This is a genomic window from Burkholderia cenocepacia (genome assembly GCF_014211915.1).
In the GTDB taxonomy this organism is placed as follows: domain Bacteria; phylum Pseudomonadota; class Gammaproteobacteria; order Burkholderiales; family Burkholderiaceae; genus Burkholderia; species Burkholderia orbicola.
Map to the genome: position 1 here is coordinate 1,573,989 of NZ_CP060040.1, position 16,007 is coordinate 1,589,995.

The 16,007-nt window shown below is 68.3% G+C and carries 16 protein-coding genes and 1 pseudogene; 9 read left to right on the top strand and 8 right to left on the bottom strand.

Annotation, left to right across the window (positions count from 1 at the left end):
- Window positions 1–27: 27 nt before the first annotated feature.
- Complete coding sequence (locus SY91_RS23505) at window positions 28–969, bottom strand: helix-turn-helix transcriptional regulator (RefSeq protein ID WP_011547171.1); 942 nt, start codon at window positions 967–969, stop codon at window positions 28–30.
- A gap of 217 nt (window positions 970–1,186) precedes the next feature.
- On the opposite strand from SY91_RS23505, the gene SY91_RS23510 reads away from it, so the two are divergent.
- Genes SY91_RS23510 through SY91_RS23525 form a run of 4 tightly spaced genes read left to right on the top strand, consistent with a single transcriptional unit; the run spans window position 1,187 to window position 5,344 of the window.
- Window positions 1,187–2,839, top strand: coding sequence for a (2,3-dihydroxybenzoyl)adenylate synthase (locus tag SY91_RS23510; RefSeq protein WP_043887200.1), 1,653 nt, complete (start codon window positions 1,187–1,189; stop codon window positions 2,837–2,839).
- Window positions 2,836–3,609 carry a thioesterase II family protein gene (locus tag SY91_RS23515; protein ID WP_023475672.1) on the top strand — a complete coding sequence of 258 codons (774 nt, stop codon included), beginning with the start codon at window positions 2,836–2,838 and terminating at the stop codon, window positions 3,607–3,609. Before SY91_RS23510 ends, SY91_RS23515 begins: the two co-directional genes overlap by 4 nt.
- Window positions 3,606–3,911 (top strand): isochorismate lyase, encoded by a 306-nt coding sequence (locus tag SY91_RS23520; protein ID WP_006480729.1) that lies wholly within the window; start codon window positions 3,606–3,608, stop codon window positions 3,909–3,911. The genes SY91_RS23515 and SY91_RS23520 overlap by 4 nt, the downstream gene beginning before the upstream one ends.
- Window positions 3,908–5,344: an isochorismate synthase gene (locus tag SY91_RS23525; protein ID WP_043887199.1), complete on the top strand. Its 1,437-nt coding sequence runs from the start codon at window positions 3,908–3,910 to the stop codon at window positions 5,342–5,344. Before SY91_RS23520 ends, SY91_RS23525 begins: the two co-directional genes overlap by 4 nt.
- A gap of 13 nt (window positions 5,345–5,357) precedes the next feature.
- Here the strand turns inward: SY91_RS23525 and SY91_RS23530 are convergent, their stop codons facing one another.
- Window positions 5,358–6,242 (bottom strand): LysR family transcriptional regulator, encoded by an 885-nt coding sequence (locus SY91_RS23530; protein ID WP_006480727.1) that lies wholly within the window; start codon window positions 6,240–6,242, stop codon window positions 5,358–5,360.
- 78 nt (window positions 6,243–6,320) lie between these two features.
- Here SY91_RS23530 and SY91_RS23535 point away from each other — a divergent pair, with 78 nt between their 5' ends.
- Window positions 6,321–7,622 carry an aspartate aminotransferase family protein gene (locus SY91_RS23535; protein WP_023475671.1) on the top strand — a complete coding sequence of 434 codons (1,302 nt, stop codon included), beginning with the start codon at window positions 6,321–6,323 and terminating at the stop codon, window positions 7,620–7,622.
- A gap of 73 nt (window positions 7,623–7,695) precedes the next feature.
- Here the strand turns inward: SY91_RS23535 and SY91_RS23540 are convergent.
- Window positions 7,696–8,444: pseudogene (locus tag SY91_RS23540) on the bottom strand (SDR family oxidoreductase).
- Between the two features lie 41 nt (window positions 8,445–8,485).
- Between SY91_RS23540 and SY91_RS23545 the strand changes: the two are divergent.
- From SY91_RS23545 to SY91_RS23555, 3 genes are all read left to right on the top strand, one after another.
- Complete coding sequence (locus tag SY91_RS23545; protein WP_023475669.1) at window positions 8,486–9,463, top strand: AraC family transcriptional regulator; 978 nt, start codon at window positions 8,486–8,488, stop codon at window positions 9,461–9,463.
- A 73-nt stretch (window positions 9,464–9,536) separates the two neighbouring features.
- On the top strand, window positions 9,537–10,394 hold the full coding sequence (locus SY91_RS23550; protein WP_023475668.1) for an AraC family transcriptional regulator: 858 nt from the start codon (window positions 9,537–9,539) through the stop codon (window positions 10,392–10,394).
- Between the two features lie 44 nt (window positions 10,395–10,438).
- Window positions 10,439–10,846, top strand: a complete 408-nt coding sequence (locus SY91_RS23555) for a DUF2000 family protein (RefSeq protein ID WP_023475667.1) — start codon at window positions 10,439–10,441, stop codon at window positions 10,844–10,846.
- Window positions 10,847–10,876: 30 nt separating this feature from the next.
- Here the strand turns inward: SY91_RS23555 and SY91_RS23560 are convergent, their stop codons facing one another.
- The 4 genes from SY91_RS23560 to SY91_RS23575 all read right to left on the bottom strand — a co-directional run bounded on the left by SY91_RS23560 (window position 10,877) and on the right by SY91_RS23575 (window position 14,226).
- Window positions 10,877–11,227, bottom strand: coding sequence for a VOC family protein (locus tag SY91_RS23560; protein ID WP_006480721.1), 351 nt, complete (start codon window positions 11,225–11,227; stop codon window positions 10,877–10,879).
- 65 nt (window positions 11,228–11,292) lie between these two features.
- Window positions 11,293–12,216 (bottom strand): DMT family transporter, encoded by a 924-nt coding sequence (locus SY91_RS23565; protein WP_023475666.1) that lies wholly within the window; start codon window positions 12,214–12,216, stop codon window positions 11,293–11,295.
- Between the two features lie 13 nt (window positions 12,217–12,229).
- On the bottom strand, window positions 12,230–13,216 hold the full coding sequence (locus tag SY91_RS23570) for a 2OG-Fe(II) oxygenase (RefSeq protein WP_023475665.1): 987 nt from the start codon (window positions 13,214–13,216) through the stop codon (window positions 12,230–12,232).
- Window positions 13,217–13,245: 29 nt separating this feature from the next.
- The gene (locus SY91_RS23575) at window positions 13,246–14,226 is read right to left on the bottom strand and encodes a hypothetical protein (protein WP_023475664.1); all 981 of its coding nucleotides are present in this window, start codon (window positions 14,224–14,226) and stop codon (window positions 13,246–13,248) included.
- A 132-nt stretch (window positions 14,227–14,358) separates the two neighbouring features.
- Between SY91_RS23575 and SY91_RS23580 the strand changes: the two genes are divergently transcribed.
- Entirely contained in the window at window positions 14,359–15,210 is an 852-nt protein-coding gene (locus tag SY91_RS23580) for a LysR substrate-binding domain-containing protein (RefSeq protein ID WP_006480717.1), read from the top strand.
- Between the two features lie 93 nt (window positions 15,211–15,303).
- On the opposite strand, the gene SY91_RS23585 is transcribed toward SY91_RS23580, so the two are convergent.
- The gene (locus tag SY91_RS23585) at window positions 15,304–16,005 is read right to left on the bottom strand and encodes an ABC transporter ATP-binding protein (protein ID WP_011694813.1); all 702 of its coding nucleotides are present in this window, start codon (window positions 16,003–16,005) and stop codon (window positions 15,304–15,306) included.
- Between the last annotated feature and the right edge of the window lie 2 nt (window positions 16,006–16,007).

Below are 16,007 nucleotides of genomic sequence, written 5' to 3' on the forward strand. Positions count from 1 at the left end.
ATTCCTTTAGGCTGCCGGTCAGTTGTTTTAGATCGCCGCGCCCGCCAGTTCCTCGTTGTCGATCGCGTTCGACGACACGCGGATATCGCTCGGCGAAATGCCGTAGCGCTTGCGGAACGCGATCGAAAAATGCGCGGGGCTGTAGCCGACGCGGTATGCGACGGTCGACACGTTCGCATCCTCCGCGCACAGCATCGCGTGCGCGGTCCGCAGCCGGTATTCCTGCAGATACGCGTACACGCTCGTGCCGAACACCTTGCGGAAACCGGCCGTCAGCTTGCGCGAATTCATCCCGACGCGACTCGCGAGCGCGTCGAGCGTCGGCGGATGCTGAAGCTCGCGCGTCAGGATGTCGCTCGCCGCATACACGCGCTCGACATCCGACGACGTGACGCGCACGTCGGCCGGCGCGTGCTGCCGCTGCGTGGCCAGCAGCTGCGCGCTCAGCGCGGTCAGCTCGAACGCCTTCGCCTTCAGGTAGTACTCGCGCACCGCGCCCTCGAACGGGCAGGTGGCGATCTGCACGGCGAGCGCCTGCAGCGCCTTCGACGCCGGGCAACTGACGATGCGCGGATCGCCGCCCGTCGGCGCGAGCATCTTCTCCGGCAGCAGGCTCAGGTTGCGGTCGAGCGCATCGAGGCCGAGCTGCACGATCGTGTAGCGCAGCGGCACGTCGCGGTCGTAGATCTGGTGGGTGGTGAATTCGCCATCGTTGGCGATCACGCACAGGCCCGGCCCCTTGATGCATTGCTCGGGCTGGCCCGGCACTCGGCAGCGCAACTGCCCGCTCTGCACGAGGACGAGCTTCAGCCCTTTTTCGAGCGGCTCCTCGTACCAGTCGCGGCTATCCGAGCACAGCGTGCCGCTCATGAGTTTCATGCCCGCGTCGATGTGCACCACACCCGGATGATTGCCGGGCACGAGCACCGGCGGGTGACGTCGTGACGAAGCGAAGGAGGTCGATCTCATCGGAGGTCCGTTGGTTGGGCGGCACGCGCGGACCGGCGCGCGCCGGCGGCAACCGGCCGATTGTCCGGCCAGACCGGGCGGGTGCCGCGCGACCGACGCCCGATCGAACGAAATTGCCGCGATATCGAAAGAAACGGCGCTATCGCAGCACCTGTTACAAATGATAATACCTCTCATTTACATTTTCTGACAACTTGCCGGAACCCAAGGTCAGCGCATGCAATCCTCCCCTTCCTCCCTGACGGCGGCCGTGCCGGCCGACGCGCCCGACTGGCCCGACGACTTCGCGCGCCGCTACCGCGACGCCGGCTACTGGCAGGACACGACGTTCTTCGACGCGCTCGATGCATGCACGCAGCGCCATCCCGACGCGCTCGCCGTCGTCGACGGCACGCTGCGGCTGCACTATCGCGATCTGCTCGCGCGCATTCGCCGCCTCGCGGGCGGCCTCGCGCGCCTCGGCCTGGCACGCGGCGACGCGGTCGTCGTCCAGTTGCCGAACGGCGCGCGCTTCATCGAGACGTGCTTCGCGCTGTTCCAGCTCGGCGTGCGGCCGGTGCTCGCGCTGCCCGCGCACCGTCACTACGAGATCGGCGCGTTCTGCCGCTTCGCCGGTGCGCGTGCTTATCTCGGCGCGTCGCAGCTCGGCGATTTCGACTGCCGACCGCTCGCGGCCGCGTTGCAGGCCGACTGCCCGACGCTCGAGCACATCGTGATGGCCGGCGACGATCACGCGTTCACGTCGTTCGACGCGCTGTACGACGCGCCGCCCGTGCTCGACTGCTCGGCACGCGCCGACGACATCGCGTGCTTCCAGTTGTCCGGCGGCACGACCGGCACGCCGAAGCTGATTCCGCGCCGCCATCGCGAATACCTGTACAACGTGCGCGCGTGCAGCGCCGCGAGCGGTTTCGACACCGACACCGTCTATCTCGCCGCGCTGCCGATGGCGCACAACTTCACGCTGTGCTGCCCCGGCACGATCGGTGCATTGCTCGCGGGTGGCCGGGTCGTGACGACCGCGCGGCCCGAGCCCGACCAGAGCTTCGCGCTGATCGCGCAGGAACGCGTCACGCATACCGCGCTCGTGCCGCCGCTCGCGCTGCTGTGGCTCGACGAGCAGCCGCAACGGCAGGCCGACCTGTCGAGCCTGCGCGTGCTGCAGGTCGGCGGCGCACGGCTGATGGACCATGCGGCCGAACGCGTGACGCCCGTGCTCGGCTGCCGGCTGCAGCAGGTGTTCGGCATGGCCGAAGGGCTCATCTGCTGCACGCGGCTCGACGATGCGCCCGAGCGCATCGCGCATACACAGGGCCGCCCCGTTTCCGAAGGCGACGAAGTACGCATCGTCGACGAAACCGGCGCACCGGTCGCGCCCGGCGAGATCGGCGAATTGCAGGTACGCGGCCCGTACACGATCCGCGGCTACTACCGGCTCGCGGAGCACGACGCGACGGCGTTCACGGCCGACGGCTTCTACCGCAGCGGCGACCGCGTGCGGCGCACCGCGGACGGCGACCTCGTCGTCGAAGGCCGCGACAAGGATCAGATCAACCGCGGCGGCGAGAAGGTCTCCGCCGAGGAAGTGGAAAACCTGTTGCTCGCGCATCCGCAGGTACACGATGCGGCGGTCGTCGCGATGCCCGACCCGATCCTCGGCGAGCGAACCTGCGCGTTCGTGGTCGCACGCGCGCCGGCCCCGTCCCGGCTCGTGCTGAAACGCTACTTGCGCGATTGCGGGCTCGCGGCGTTCAAGATCCCCGACCGCATCGAATTCATGTCGCGCTTTCCGGAAACCGGCATCGGCAAGACCAGCAAGAAATCGCTGCGCGACCTGCTGCGTCGCCAGTTGCAGGCGGCGGCCGCATGAGCGCGCACCCGACCGGTTCGAGCTGGATTCGCGAGTTGCGGCTGTCGCCGTGCCCGCGCGCGCAGCTCGTCTGCTTTCCGCATGCGGGCGGCACCGCGAATTTCTTTCGTGGCTGGAGCCGTGCGCTGCCGTGGGACGTCGATCTGCTCGCGCTGCAGTATCCGGGCCGCGAGGAACGCTTCGGCGAGCCGTGCCTGCCCTCGATCGACGCGCTCGCCGGCCCCGCCGCCGACGCGCTGCAACGCTATGCCCATGCACCGCTCGTGCTGTTCGGGCACAGCCTCGGTGCGGCCCTCGCGTACGAGGTTGCGCTGCGGCTCGAGGCGCGCGGCGCCGCGCCGCTTTACGTGGCGGTGTCCGCGCTGCCGCCGCCGCATCGCCAGCGCCCGTCGGATCTGCACCTGCAATCCGACGACGCGCTCGTCGGCGACGTCGCCCGGCTGTCCGGCGAGCACGCCGCGCTGCTCGCCGATCCGGAAATGCGCGCGATCTACCTGCCGATGATCCGCCACGACTACCGCGCGATCGAAACGTATCGGCGCGACCGCCCACCGCGCATCGATGCGCCGCTCGGCGTGATGCTGCCGCTCGCCGATCCCGAGCTCGACAGCGACGAGGCGCACGCGTGGCAGGACGTCGCCGCGCGCCCGATCCGCGTCGAGACGTTCAACGGCGACCACTTCTACCTGCGACACCAATACCCGGCGGTGATCGCCCATCTGGTCGAACGGATCGACCAATCCCTTCGTTACGGAAAGGAGTACACATGAAAACACCGGACGCCTGCACGGGGCTGCCCGACATTCGCGAAGCGATCGATCGGCTGGACGCCGACATCATCGACGCGCTCGGCCGGCGCATGCAGTACGTGCTGGCCGCGTCGCGCTTCAAGCCGGACGAAGCGAGCATCGCCGCGCCGGAGCGGGTGGCCGCGATGCTGCCCGACCGGCGCCGCTGGGCCGAACAGGCCGGCCTCGACGCCGACTACGTCGAGACGCTGTTCGCCCAGCTCATCGCGTGGTACATCGCGCAGCAAACGCAATACTGGCGACAACAGCGGGGGCTTGCATGAACGCCGGCCTTCCGCTGCTGCACGACACGTTCGCGCGTGCGGCCCGCCGCGCCGCCGCCACCGGCACACCGACGCTGGCGTCGGTCTCGGTGCCGCTGCGCCCGCTCGACTTCTTCGACCTGATCGCCGCGTGGGACGACGGTGTCACGCCGTGGTGCTTCCACGAAGCCGGCGATGCGTCCGTCACGCTCTACGGCTGGGATTGCGCGGTCGAACTGAGCGCCACCGGCGACACGCGCTTCGCGCAGATCGATGCGCGCTGGCGCACGCTCGTGAGTGATGCAATCACGGCCGGCCCGCAGCCGCCGCGGCTGGTCGGCGGCTTCCGGTTCGATTCGCGGGGCCCGCGCAGCGCGCACTGGGCATCGTTTCCCGATGCGAGCATGACGCTGGCGAAGCTGCTGATCGTGCGCGAAGGGGATGCGCACTGGGCCGTCTGCCAGCACGTCGTCGCCGCCCACGACGATCCCGCCGCGCTCGCGCATGCGTGCCTCGCGCGGATCGAGTCGCTCGGCACGCTTGCACCGGCCGCGGAAGACGATGCACCGCAACTGCTGCACACGCAGGCGCTCCAGGCGAGCGAATGGCAGCACGAAGTCCGTCGTGCGGTGGACGCGATCCACGACGGCGCCTTCGGCAAGGTCGTGCTCGCCCGCGACGTGCTCGAACAGTACGCGCGGCCTGTGGCGATCGCGCCGCTGCTGCGCCGGCTGCGGCGGCGCGACGCGCATGCGCACCTGTTCGCGGTCCGTCGCGACGGGGCGTGCTTCGTCGGCGCGACGCCGGAACGGCTCGCGCGTGTCGCGGCCGGAGACGTGCGCACGCATGCGCTGGCCGGCACGATCCGGCGCGGCGCCACGCCCGACGACGATCGCGCACTCGGCGCCGCGCTGATGGCTTCCGCGAAGGAGCGGCTCGAGCATGCGCTCGTCGTCGACGCCATCCGTGCCGCGCTCGCACCGCTGTCGCGCGCGCTCGACGTGCCCGATCAACCGTCGCTGCACCGGCTGCCGAAGCTCCAGCACCTGAGCACGCCGATCCGCGCGACGCTGAATGCGGATGCGACGCTGTTGCAGGTGGTCGCGGCGCTGCACCCGACGCCGGCGGTGGCCGGCCATCCGCGCGCACCGGCACTCGACCACATCCGTGCGCACGAAGGCTTCGATCGCGGCTGGTATGCGGCGCCGATCGGCTGGATCGATGCGCACGGCAACGGCGATTTCATCGTCGCGCTGCGCTCGGCGCTGATCGCGGGCGGCGCGTGCCGGCTGTTCGCGGGCTGCGGCATCGTCGCCGATTCCGAGCCGGTCAACGAATATCAGGAAACCGAACTGAAGCTGTCCGGCATGCAGGCGGCGATCCGCGTGCGCGAGGCGGCGGCGGCGGAGAATCCGGGACGCACGCAGGCGTCGGCTTCGTCGATGGTCGACTGATTCACGTCGGCCGTCAAAGCAACGGCAGCGTTTGCCGGATATGGTCGGCGAAGGCGGCCGTCAGGTGCGACGGCCGCTTCCGGTCGAACCGCAGCGTAATGCCCACGGCGGGCAACGGCGGCAAGCGCGGATCGCCGTTGACGATCGCGAGGTCGGCCGGCACGGCCGTCTGCGTCATCACCGCGAACGCCTGCCCCGAGCGCACCAGCGCGATCAGCCCGGCGAGGCTGCTGCTCGCATACGCGACGCGGTAGTCGCGGCCGGCGCGGGTCAACGCGTCGCACGCCGCGAGGTGATCGAGCGTGTCGCGGTCGGACAGCGCGAGCGGCAGCGGATCGAAATGCGCGGGTGCGAGCCCCGGATAACCGATCCAGACCAGCGGCTCGCGGCGAATGACGTCGTCGGTCGCGCCGTCGTCCGGCACGGAAATCATCGCCAGATCGACCGCGCGCTTCTCCAACTGTTCGACGAGTCGCGGCGTCGGCCCGCAGACGACTTCGACGATCGCCTGCGGATGCTGGCTCGAAAACTGCCGCAGCAGCGACGGCAGCCACACCTCGGCGTAATCGTCCGGGCACCCGAACCGGATCGTCCCCGACAGCCCCGTGCCGCACAGGTCGGCCATCGCCTCGTCGTGCAGTCGCAGGATGCGCTGCGCATGCACGAGCAGCCGCTCGCCCGGCTGCGTCAGCACCACGCCACGGCCGGTGCGCTGGAACAGCGGCTGGTCGACCGCTTCCTCGAGCCGCTTCATCTGCTGGCTGAGCGCGGATTGCGTGCGGCCGACGCGCGCGGCCGCGCGGCTCAGCGCGCGCACCTCGGCGATCACGACGAACGAGCGCAGCAGGTCGATTTCGAGCGAAAGCGCCAAGGTATTAGCTCCATTTCTAGCTTGCATTAGAACTATTCGATTCCATCAAACCAGACGCGCGCCTAGACTGCAAGCGATCCCTGCCCTTTTGCCCGGAGCCGCCCGATGTCCCTGAACGACGACGCAACCTTCTGGCGCAACGCCAGGCAGCACCTGGTCCGCTACGGCGGCACGTTCGAGCCGATGATCGTCGAGCGCGCGAAGGGCAGCTTCGTCTACGATGCCGACGGCCGCGCGATCCTCGATTTCACGTCGGGCCAGATGAGCGCGGTGCTCGGCCACAGCCATCCGGAAATCGTGTCCGTGATCGGCGAATACGCGGGCAAGCTCGACCACCTGTTCAGCGGGATGCTGTCGCGGCCGGTCGTCGAGCTCGCGACGCGCCTGGCCGACCTCACGCCCGCCGGCCTCGACCGCGCGCTGCTGCTCAGCACCGGCGCGGAATCGAACGAGGCGGCGATCCGGATGGCGAAGCTCGTCACCGGCAAGTACGAGATCGTCGGCTTCGCGCAGTCGTGGCACGGGATGACGGGCGCCGCCGCGTCGGCCACGTACAGCGCCGGCCGCAAGGGCGTCGGCCCCGCGGCGGTCGGCTCGTTCGCGATTCCGGCCCCGTTCGCGTACCGGCCGCGCTTCGAGCGCAACGGCGCGTACGACCCGCTCGCCGAACTCGACTACGCGTTCGACCTGATCGACCGCCAGTCGAGCGGCAATCTCGCCGCGTTCATCGCGGAGCCGATCCTCAGTTCGGGCGGGATCATCGAGTTGCCGGACGGCTACATGGCCGCGCTCAAGCGCAAGTGCGAGGAACGCGGCATGCTGCTGATCCTCGACGAGGCGCAGACGGGCGTCGGCCGCACCGGCACGATGTTCGCGTGCCAGCGCGACGGCGTGACGCCCGACATCCTGACGCTGTCGAAGACGCTCGGCGCCGGGCTGCCGCTCGCGGCGATGGTCACGTCCGCGGCCATCGAGGAACGCGCGCACGAGCTCGGCTACCTGTTCTATACGACCCATGTGTCCGACCCGCTGCCGGCGGCGGTCGGCCTGCGCGTGCTCGACGTCGTGCAGCGCGACGGCCTCGTCGCGCGCGCCAACACGATGGGCGACCGGCTGCGGCGCGGCCTGCTCGACCTGATGGAGCGCTTCGACTGCATCGGCGACGTGCGCGGACGCGGGCTGCTGCTCGGCGTCGAGATCGTCAAGGATCGCCGCACCAAGGAGCCGGCGGACGGGCTCGGCGCGAAGATCACGCGCGAGTGCATGAAGCTCGGGCTCAGCATGAACATCGTGCAATTGCCCGGCATGGGCGGCGTGTTCCGGATCGCGCCGCCGCTGACCGTCAGCGACGAAGAGATCGACCTCGGGCTGTCGCTACTGGAGCAGGCGATCAAGCGCGCGCTGTAACGTAACGCCGTTCTCTCCCTCACGCGATCCGTCGCGCCGGCTCAACCGGCCGGCGCGACGGATTGACGCTCGATCAACCCGCTTCCGCCGCCCACGCCTGCGCATCGGCGCCGGCCGGCATGCGCATCGGGCTGGACGGATCGGTCGCCGCGCGCCACACGGCTTCGGCGACGTCCTGCGCATGGGTGATCGGCCCCGACGCATCGAGCATCCGCGCGACGGCCTTGCCGACGAAATCCGCATACGCTTCGTGCTCGAAGCCGTGCATGTTGGCTCGTGCGTTGTCGGAGAATCGCGTGTCGGGCGCGCGGCCCGGCAGCACGAGATGCGCGCGCACGCCGAACGGTTCGAGCTCGGCCGCCATCGATTCGGTATAGGCATTGACTGCCGCCTTGCTCGCGCGATACGCGCTGACCAGCGGCAGCGCTTTCAGCGTGACGCTCGACGTGACGTTCACGACCACGCCGGCCCGCGCGCGCGAAACTGCGGCAGCACGGCCTGCGTCACCGCGATCGTGCCGATCGTGTTGGTGTCGAACAACGCGCGCACCGTGTCGAGCGGCATGAGTTCGGCCGGTGCGGCCGCGCCGAAGCCCGCGTTGTTGACGAGCACGTCGATCGGGCCGGCGGCGTCGATCGCGGCGCGAATGCTGTCCGCGTTCGTCACGTCCAGCGGCAGCACGCGCAAGCGCTCCGACGGCGGAAGCACGTCGTCGTTCGGCTGGCGCATCGTCGCGACGACCTGCCAGTCGCGCGCCAGGAAATGGCGCGCGATTTCGAGGCCGAAGCCGGAGGAACAGCCGGTAATCAGTACGGTCTTCATGCGAACTCCTCGGGTGTGTTGAGCATGTGTCCGTACGATAGATGGCCGGAACCGTATTCGCTACAATCGACAATCCGCTTTTCTTTTGCGAGAGTCCGGCAATGAGCGACCCGCTGACAGAAGTCGTGACGCTGCTGCAACCCGGCGCGCGGCACGCCAAGTACGTGCGCGGCGCGAGCCCGTGGGCGATCAATCGCACGGTCGCCGGCGAGCCGTTCTATTGCGCGGTCCTCGACGGCGGGTGCCGGGTCGCGATCGACGGGCACGCGCCGATCGAGCTGCTGGCCGGCGATTTCATGCTGATTCCGGCGGCCTACGGCGTGGCGATGTCGAGCCTCGAACCACCGCCGCCGGGCGTCGACACTGCGCCGCCCGTCATGCTCGACCACGGCGAATACCGGATCGGCGATCCGGCCAATCCTGTCGACACGCGAATGATGGCCGGCAACTGCAGCTTCGGTTCGCCCGACGCGGCGCTGCTGGTGTCGTTGCTGCCGCGCTTCGTGCACGTACGCGGCGAGCCGCGGCTGACCACGCTCGTGCAGCTGGTGCGCGACGAATCGCGCGCGCAGCGGCCGGCCCGCGAGATCGTGCTGGCGCGCCTGCTGGAAGTGCTGCTGATCGAGGCGATGCGGTTCACGACCGGCACGCATGCATCGCCCGGCCTCGTGCGCGGGCTCGCCGACAGCCGCCTCGCGGCCGCGCTCCGCCGGATGCACGAACGCCCCGCCCATCCGTGGACGATCGTCGAACTCGCGAAGGAAGCCGCGCTGTCGCGCTCGACGTTCTTCGAACGCTTCAGCCGCGCGGTCGGCGTCGCGCCGATGGAATACCTGCTGACATGGCGCATGGCGCTCGCGAAGGATCTGCTCCGCCGCAACGAAGGCCGCATCGCGGAGATCGCGGCGCGCGTCGGCTACAGCTCGGCGAGCACCTTCAGCGTCGCGTTCGCGCGGCACGTCGGCCGGCCGCCCGCGCAATATGCGCGCGACGAACAAGCGATGGTGAGCGAATCATGACCCGCACCCGTCCTCCCTGTTCCGCCACCCGCAACCCCGTTCCGTCACGCCACGACGACGTTCGAGGCCCCCGATGACGACCGACGCCAAGGCAGTCGGCACGACCGACCACTGGCTCGTCGCGCGCCGCGACGCGGAAACCGGCATCGAAAGCCTGCACGCGCATTTCAACGGCCATGCGTACGATGCGCACGATCACGACGACATGCTGGTCGGCTTCACCGAACAGGGCGTGCAGCGCTTTCAGTGCCACCGCTCGCTGCACACCAGCGTACCGGGCCGCGCGATCCTGATCGAGCCGGGCGCGATGCACGACGGCCATGCACCCGAAGCCGGCGGCTTCACGTACGGGATGCTGTACCTGCCGCAAGCGTGGGTCGAGCGCGCCGCGCGCCGGCTCGACCTGCCGGGCCTCGGCAGCGTCGAAGCCACGTTCGGCCATACGCTCGTCGACGATCGCGGCCTCGTCGATGCGATCCGCAACGCGTTCTTCGCGATCCACGACAACGAAGGCCGGCTCGCGCGCGACCAGACGCTCGACCGCCTGCTGATACGGCTCGGCAGTCAACTGGGCGGCCCGCTCGCACTGGAAAGCGGCGTCGTGCCGCCCGCCATCGCGCGCGTACGCGACCTGCTGCACGAACACATGGACGGCAACCTCGGCCTCGACGAACTCGCGCGCGTCGCCGGCATCGACCGGTTCCGGCTGACGCGGATGTTCCAGCGTGCGTTCGGCACGTCGCCGCACGCGTACCTCGTGCGCTTGCGGCTGCGCGCCGCGCGCAAGCTGCTGGCTGCCGGCCGCACGCCCGCACAGGCGGCCGCCGACGTCGGCTTCGCCGACCAGAGCCATCTCGGCCGCTGGTTCCGCCGCGCGTACCGGATCACGCCGGCCGCGTACCGGCAACTCTGCACAAACGTTCCAGACTGATCGCGCACGAGGTCCGATCATGGGCGCTCCAACCAGGAGCAAGCATGTTCGATACCAAAGTAGCGCTGATCGTGCGCGACGATCTCGCCGCGTGGCAAAAACTCAACGTGGTCGCGTTTCTCGCGACGGGCGTCGCGGCCGGTGCGCCGGACGCACTGGGCGAGCCTTACGAGGATGCGGCCGGGCGCCGCTACGGCCGGATGCTGGGCCAGCCGATACTGGTGTTCGCGGCCGATCTGACCGGATTGCAGGCCGCGCATCGGCAGGCGCTGTCGCGCGAACTGACGATCGTGCCCTACGTGCGCACGATGTTTTCGACCGGGCACGATGCGGCCAACCGCGCGGCGTTTCGCGCCGAGGATGCGGACAATCCGGATCTGGTCGGCCTGGCGTTGCACGGGCCGAAGAAGGCCGTCGACAAGGCGGTGAAAGGGCTGGCGTTGCATGCGTGAACGCCGGTGTGCCCGGTTCGCCGTCGCCGGTCAGCGATGCGCGAGCACGTTGACGAGCTTGCCGAACGGGTCGCGCACGTAAAACCGCCGCACGCCCCACGGCTCGTCGGCCGGCCCGTATTCGACCGAAATGCCGGCCGCCCGGACCCGCGCGAGCGCTTCATCGACATCGTCGACCTCGATCGACAGATCGGGCGTCGACGTGCCCGATCCGCCCTGCGACGCGAAGCTGATCTGCACGTCCATCTGCTCGGCGTTGCCGTAGGTCGCGATCCAGCCGTGGTCCATCAGCAGGTCGAGACCGAAGATCCGTTGATAGAAGCGCTTTGCGTCGTCGATCGAGCGCGTGTCGACGTTGGCGACGATCCGTTTGACTTTCATCGGGTTCCTTCACGAGTCGGGCAGTCTCGCGAAGCTACACCGGAATCGCGCGCGCAACCAGTGCGTCAGCGGCCGGCCGTCTCCAGGTCCGCGCAGCGCGGCCGCGCGGGCCGCGCGCCGGGCTTGCCGGCCAGCCAGACGCCGATCGCGACCACGACGATGCCGACGTAGGTCGTCACCGCGATCCGGTCGCCGAACATCCACGCGGCCCATAGCAGCGTCACCGGCGGTTCGAGATAGACGAGCGTCGCCACGCGCGTCGCCGGCATGCGCTTGAGCAGCGCCCACAGCGACAGGTAAGCGATGAAGGTCGAGAACACCGTCAGCCACACGACCGATACCCACACGTTCGGCTGCGTCGGCACGTGCAGGTCGCCGGTGACGATCCCGCACGCCGCGAACAGCACGAGGCTCACGCCACCCTGCACGAACAGCGGCAGGAACAGCCCGTCCTCGTTGCTGCGCGCGGCCGTCAGCGCGCGGCGGCGCTGATAGATCGTCGCGATCGACAGCCCGAACGCGGACACCAGCGGCAGCAGGTACATGACGATCCCGACCGACCCGGCCGGCAGCGCATATTGGCCGCCGATCACGATGCCCACGCCGACGAACCCGACGACGAGCCCGGCCCACTGGCGCGCCCCGCTGCGCTCGCTGCCGCCGAACGACGTCATCGCCGCCGTGATGAGCGGCTGCAACGCCGCGACGATCGCGGCGATGCCCGGCGGCAGGCCATGCTGGATCGCGACGTACACGCAGGCCAGATAGAGGAATTGCGACAGGAAGCCGATCACCGCGTGATAGCGGATTTTCTCGAGCGTCAGGCGCCCGAGCTGCCGATTGAGGACGATCGCGAGGCACAGCGTGACGAGCAGGAACCGCCAGAACAGCAGGTTGAACGCGCCGGCCGTCTCCGCGCCGAGCTTGGCGCCGATGAACCCGGAACTCCACGACAGGACGAAAACGAGTTGAAGCAGGAAAAGCTGCATGGCGCGACGGTTCTCAGAAAGTGGCCGGAGCCAGGCGCTGGTCGCCCAGATCGTCCGGCCGGATCGGTTCGATCCCCAGGCGGCGGTACTGCAGCTCGGCGTCGTCCCTGAGGGCACGCCGCAGCGCCAGCCAGTTCACGACGGTGCGCGCAATGCCGTCGTCCGACGCGAGATGCCAGAACCCGTTGTCGTCCTCGCGCGTGTAGGGGCAATGAAACGACAGCACCAGCGACATGCGACGGCCGGCCTCGACCGGTTCGACGCCATGAAACAGCTTGCTGCCGTAGATCAGCAGCGCATCGCCCGCGACGTCCAGATTCGCGGTCCTCACGTGCCGGCGCTCGGGACCGTGGCGATCGAACGCCTCCGCCCTCGATTCGTAGAACAGAAAGTTGCCGCCGGCGTAATCGGCGCGATCCGACAGCACGATGTTCAGCACGAAGCTGGTGCCGTCGGTGTGCCACATGCCGAGTTGCGCCTTGCCGTCGCGCTGACCCGTCGGATAGTAGTAGTTGAACTGCGAGCGCGCATTGGCCATCGGATACGGGATCAACGGCACACCGGCGAGACGCGACACCCGCAGCAGGAATGCGCGATCGTGCATCATGTCGTCGATGAAGCGCGAGCGGTTCGTCACCGCACGCACGCGCTTCGAGATGATCCAGTTGCTGCTCGACGCGCTGCGTTCCAGCACGCGGCCGATCTCGCGCAGCGCGTCGACCGCTTCGTCGGAAAACAACCCGCGCAGGTGACACACCGCATTCAGCGCATCCGAGCGCGTGCCGCGCATCGGCACGTCGCGATAACCGAGATCGTCGAGGTTGCGGCGGTAGCGCACCTCGTAGCCGTCGCGCAGGCACGCGCCGCTCCAGCGCATCGGTTCCGCCGACGCGTCGAGCGTGCCGCCGACGTTCGCGCCGACGGACAGCGACGTCCGCAGCGCCAGCGTCACCCGGCCGAACCCGCGCGCAAATACCGGCAATGCATGTCCCTTGTCCATCGCGTGCCTCGCTGTCGACGTTTCGCCATTCAGCCCTTGTACTGCGCAATCTGGTACACGACGCTGCCGTCCCCGCTGTGCAATTCGTCGATCACGCGGCAATTGCCGTGGCTCAGGCGGACGTGGCGGAATTGCTCCGGCGTGTATTTCAGGCAGACGTTGGTGATCAGATGCCCGTCGGCCCCCGCCTTCGACACCGGCTGCAGCGTGACCGCCACATGGAACTGGTCGCCGAGCAGATTGAGCCGCACGATCGAGACATGGTGCTTGCCGAGCGGCTCGAAGCCCTGCTGCCGGCTGACGATTTCGGAGAACCGCACCATGTTCTCGTTCTGGTAGAAGTCGTAGATGGGCTCTTCGCGCCCTTCCACGAGCAACTGCATCTCCGACACGACGTAAGTCGACTTGCCGCCGAGATTGCGAATCAGCCGGCCGATCGTCACCGGCAACTCGTTGCCTTCCTGGAACCCGAGCATCGTGATGAACGTCACGTCCTGGCCCAGGTCGATATGGTTCCACTGCACGTTCCGGTAATCGTCGGCGATGTAGTTGAAACAGCCGGGCGTTTTCAGGAACGGCATGATCGCGTGCCGCATCGCGTCTTCCGACGACTCGTTGATGTCGACGGCCGTGTAACGCAGATGATCCGGCCCGCCGCCGCTGACCGCTTTCATCAGCTCGGTCGTCTTGACCGGCTCGGGCCCCAGCTCGATGTAATGGACATAGCGGCCGCGCGACAACGTCGCGAGCCGCTCGCTCAATGCGCCGATCGCTTCGCGCAGCGAACCCTTGCCGTCGCGATCCGCGCACAGCGCCGGGCTTCGCACGCCCAGCTCGTTCAGGTTGCGCATCAGCGAAAAGACTTCGCGCCCCGCTTCCCGTCGCCGCGCGTCATCGCCAGTGCGATGCAACGTCGAATATTTTTCGTGATTCTCGACCGTCCATACCGACTCCGCCTTCAGCTTCCTGTCCCGCACCAATGCATCTACGACAAAATCATTGATCGACATGAATCGTTCCCCGGATGCGTGCAACGCCCGACCGGCTGCCTGCCGTTGTCTGCCTGTTGACCCGAGAATAGGGATGCCCAATAATTCCGTCAATCGACATTACCTGAATCACTGATTCGGAAAAACCAAATCATGCCGCGCACCCTGGACGTCGACCTGCTGCGTACCTTCCACGCCGTCGCGAAGCTCGGCCGCTTCAAGGATGCGGCCGTTCATGTGAACCGCAGCCCGTCGTCCGTCACCGCGCAGATTCAGAAGCTGGAAGAGATGGTCGCGCAGCGGCTGTTTACGCGAAACAACCAGGCGGTCGAACTCACGCAGTTCGGCCACAAGCTGCTGAGCGACACCACCGAGTTTCTGTTGAGCCACGACCGGCTCGTCGAATCGCTGTCGCCGCAGATGCTGACCGGCAAGTTGCGGCTCGGCATCCCCGATTCCTACGCGGCGCACTTCATGGCGGAATTCCTGCCGCGCTTCGCCGCCGACCGGCCACTGCTCGAACTGACGGTCGAAGCACGCTCCAGCGAAGAGTTGCAGCTGCTGTTCGCGCGCGGCCAGCTCGACATCACGATCGCCGTGGTGCCGAAAGCGCTGCCGCACGCCGAGCTGCTCAGCAAGACCCATCCGGTGTGGGTCGCCGCGCGCACCTTCAAGTTCAATCCCGATGCACCGCTGCCGATCGCGGTGCAGCTGCAGGGCTGCCCATACCGCGATACCGCGCTGAATGCGCTGAAGAAGGCGAAGATCGCGCACCGGATGCTGCTCGAAAGCGCCAGTTCGCCGGCGGTCGAAGCGTGTATCGCGAACGGGCTCGCGGTCGGCCTGATCGAGCACGATCGCGTGTCGGGCAACCTGACGAGCCACGTCGCCGGCATCGTGCTGCCCGACCTGCCGCCGCACCTGATCACGGTGCTGACGGACGACAGCAATCGCGCCGCGCTGCATCTGCGCGACGTATTGAAAAGCACGTTCAGGATCGGATAGGGAAGACAAGGCCGTGAAGCCGGCCTTGCAAGCAGAAACGAACCACCGGAAAAGCTGCCGCCGGCCCGTTGCAGGCCGGCGGCTTCCCGTCGATCAACCGCCGAGATACGCCTGCTTGATGCGGTCGTTCGCGAGCAGGTTCGCGCCCGTGTCGGCCAGCACCACGCGCCCCGTTTCGAGCACGTAGCCGCGATCGGCCACGCCGAGCGCCTTGTTCGCGTTCTGCTCGACGAGGAACACCGTGACGCCTTCGTCGCGGATCGTGCGGATGATGTCGAAGATCTGCGCGATCACGAGCGGCGCGAGGCCGAGCGTCGGTTCGTCGAGCAGCAGCAAGCGCGGCTTGCTCATCAGCGCACGGCCGATCGCCAGCATCTGCTGCTCGCCGCCCGACATCGTGCCGGCCCGCTGCGTCGCGCGCTCCTTCAAGCGCGGAAACAGCTTGAACACGTGCTCGATGCCGTCGTCGATTTCGTGACGGCTCGCGAAGAAGCCGCCCATCTTCAGGTTCTCGAGCACCGTCAGGCTCGGGAACACGCGCCGCCCTTCCGGCGAGATCGCCATTCCCTGCCGCATGATCTGGTGCGTCGACATCGCGGTGATGTCGTTGCCCTCGAACAGCACGCGGCCCGACGACGCGCGCGGCGTGCCGCACACGGTCATCATCAGCGTCGTCTTGCCGGCGCCGTTGCTGCCGATCAGCGTGACGATCTCGCCCTTGTTCACCTCGATCGACACGCCCGCGAGCGCTTCGACCGCGCCGTAGTGCGTATGGACCTGTTCCAGCTTCAGCATCA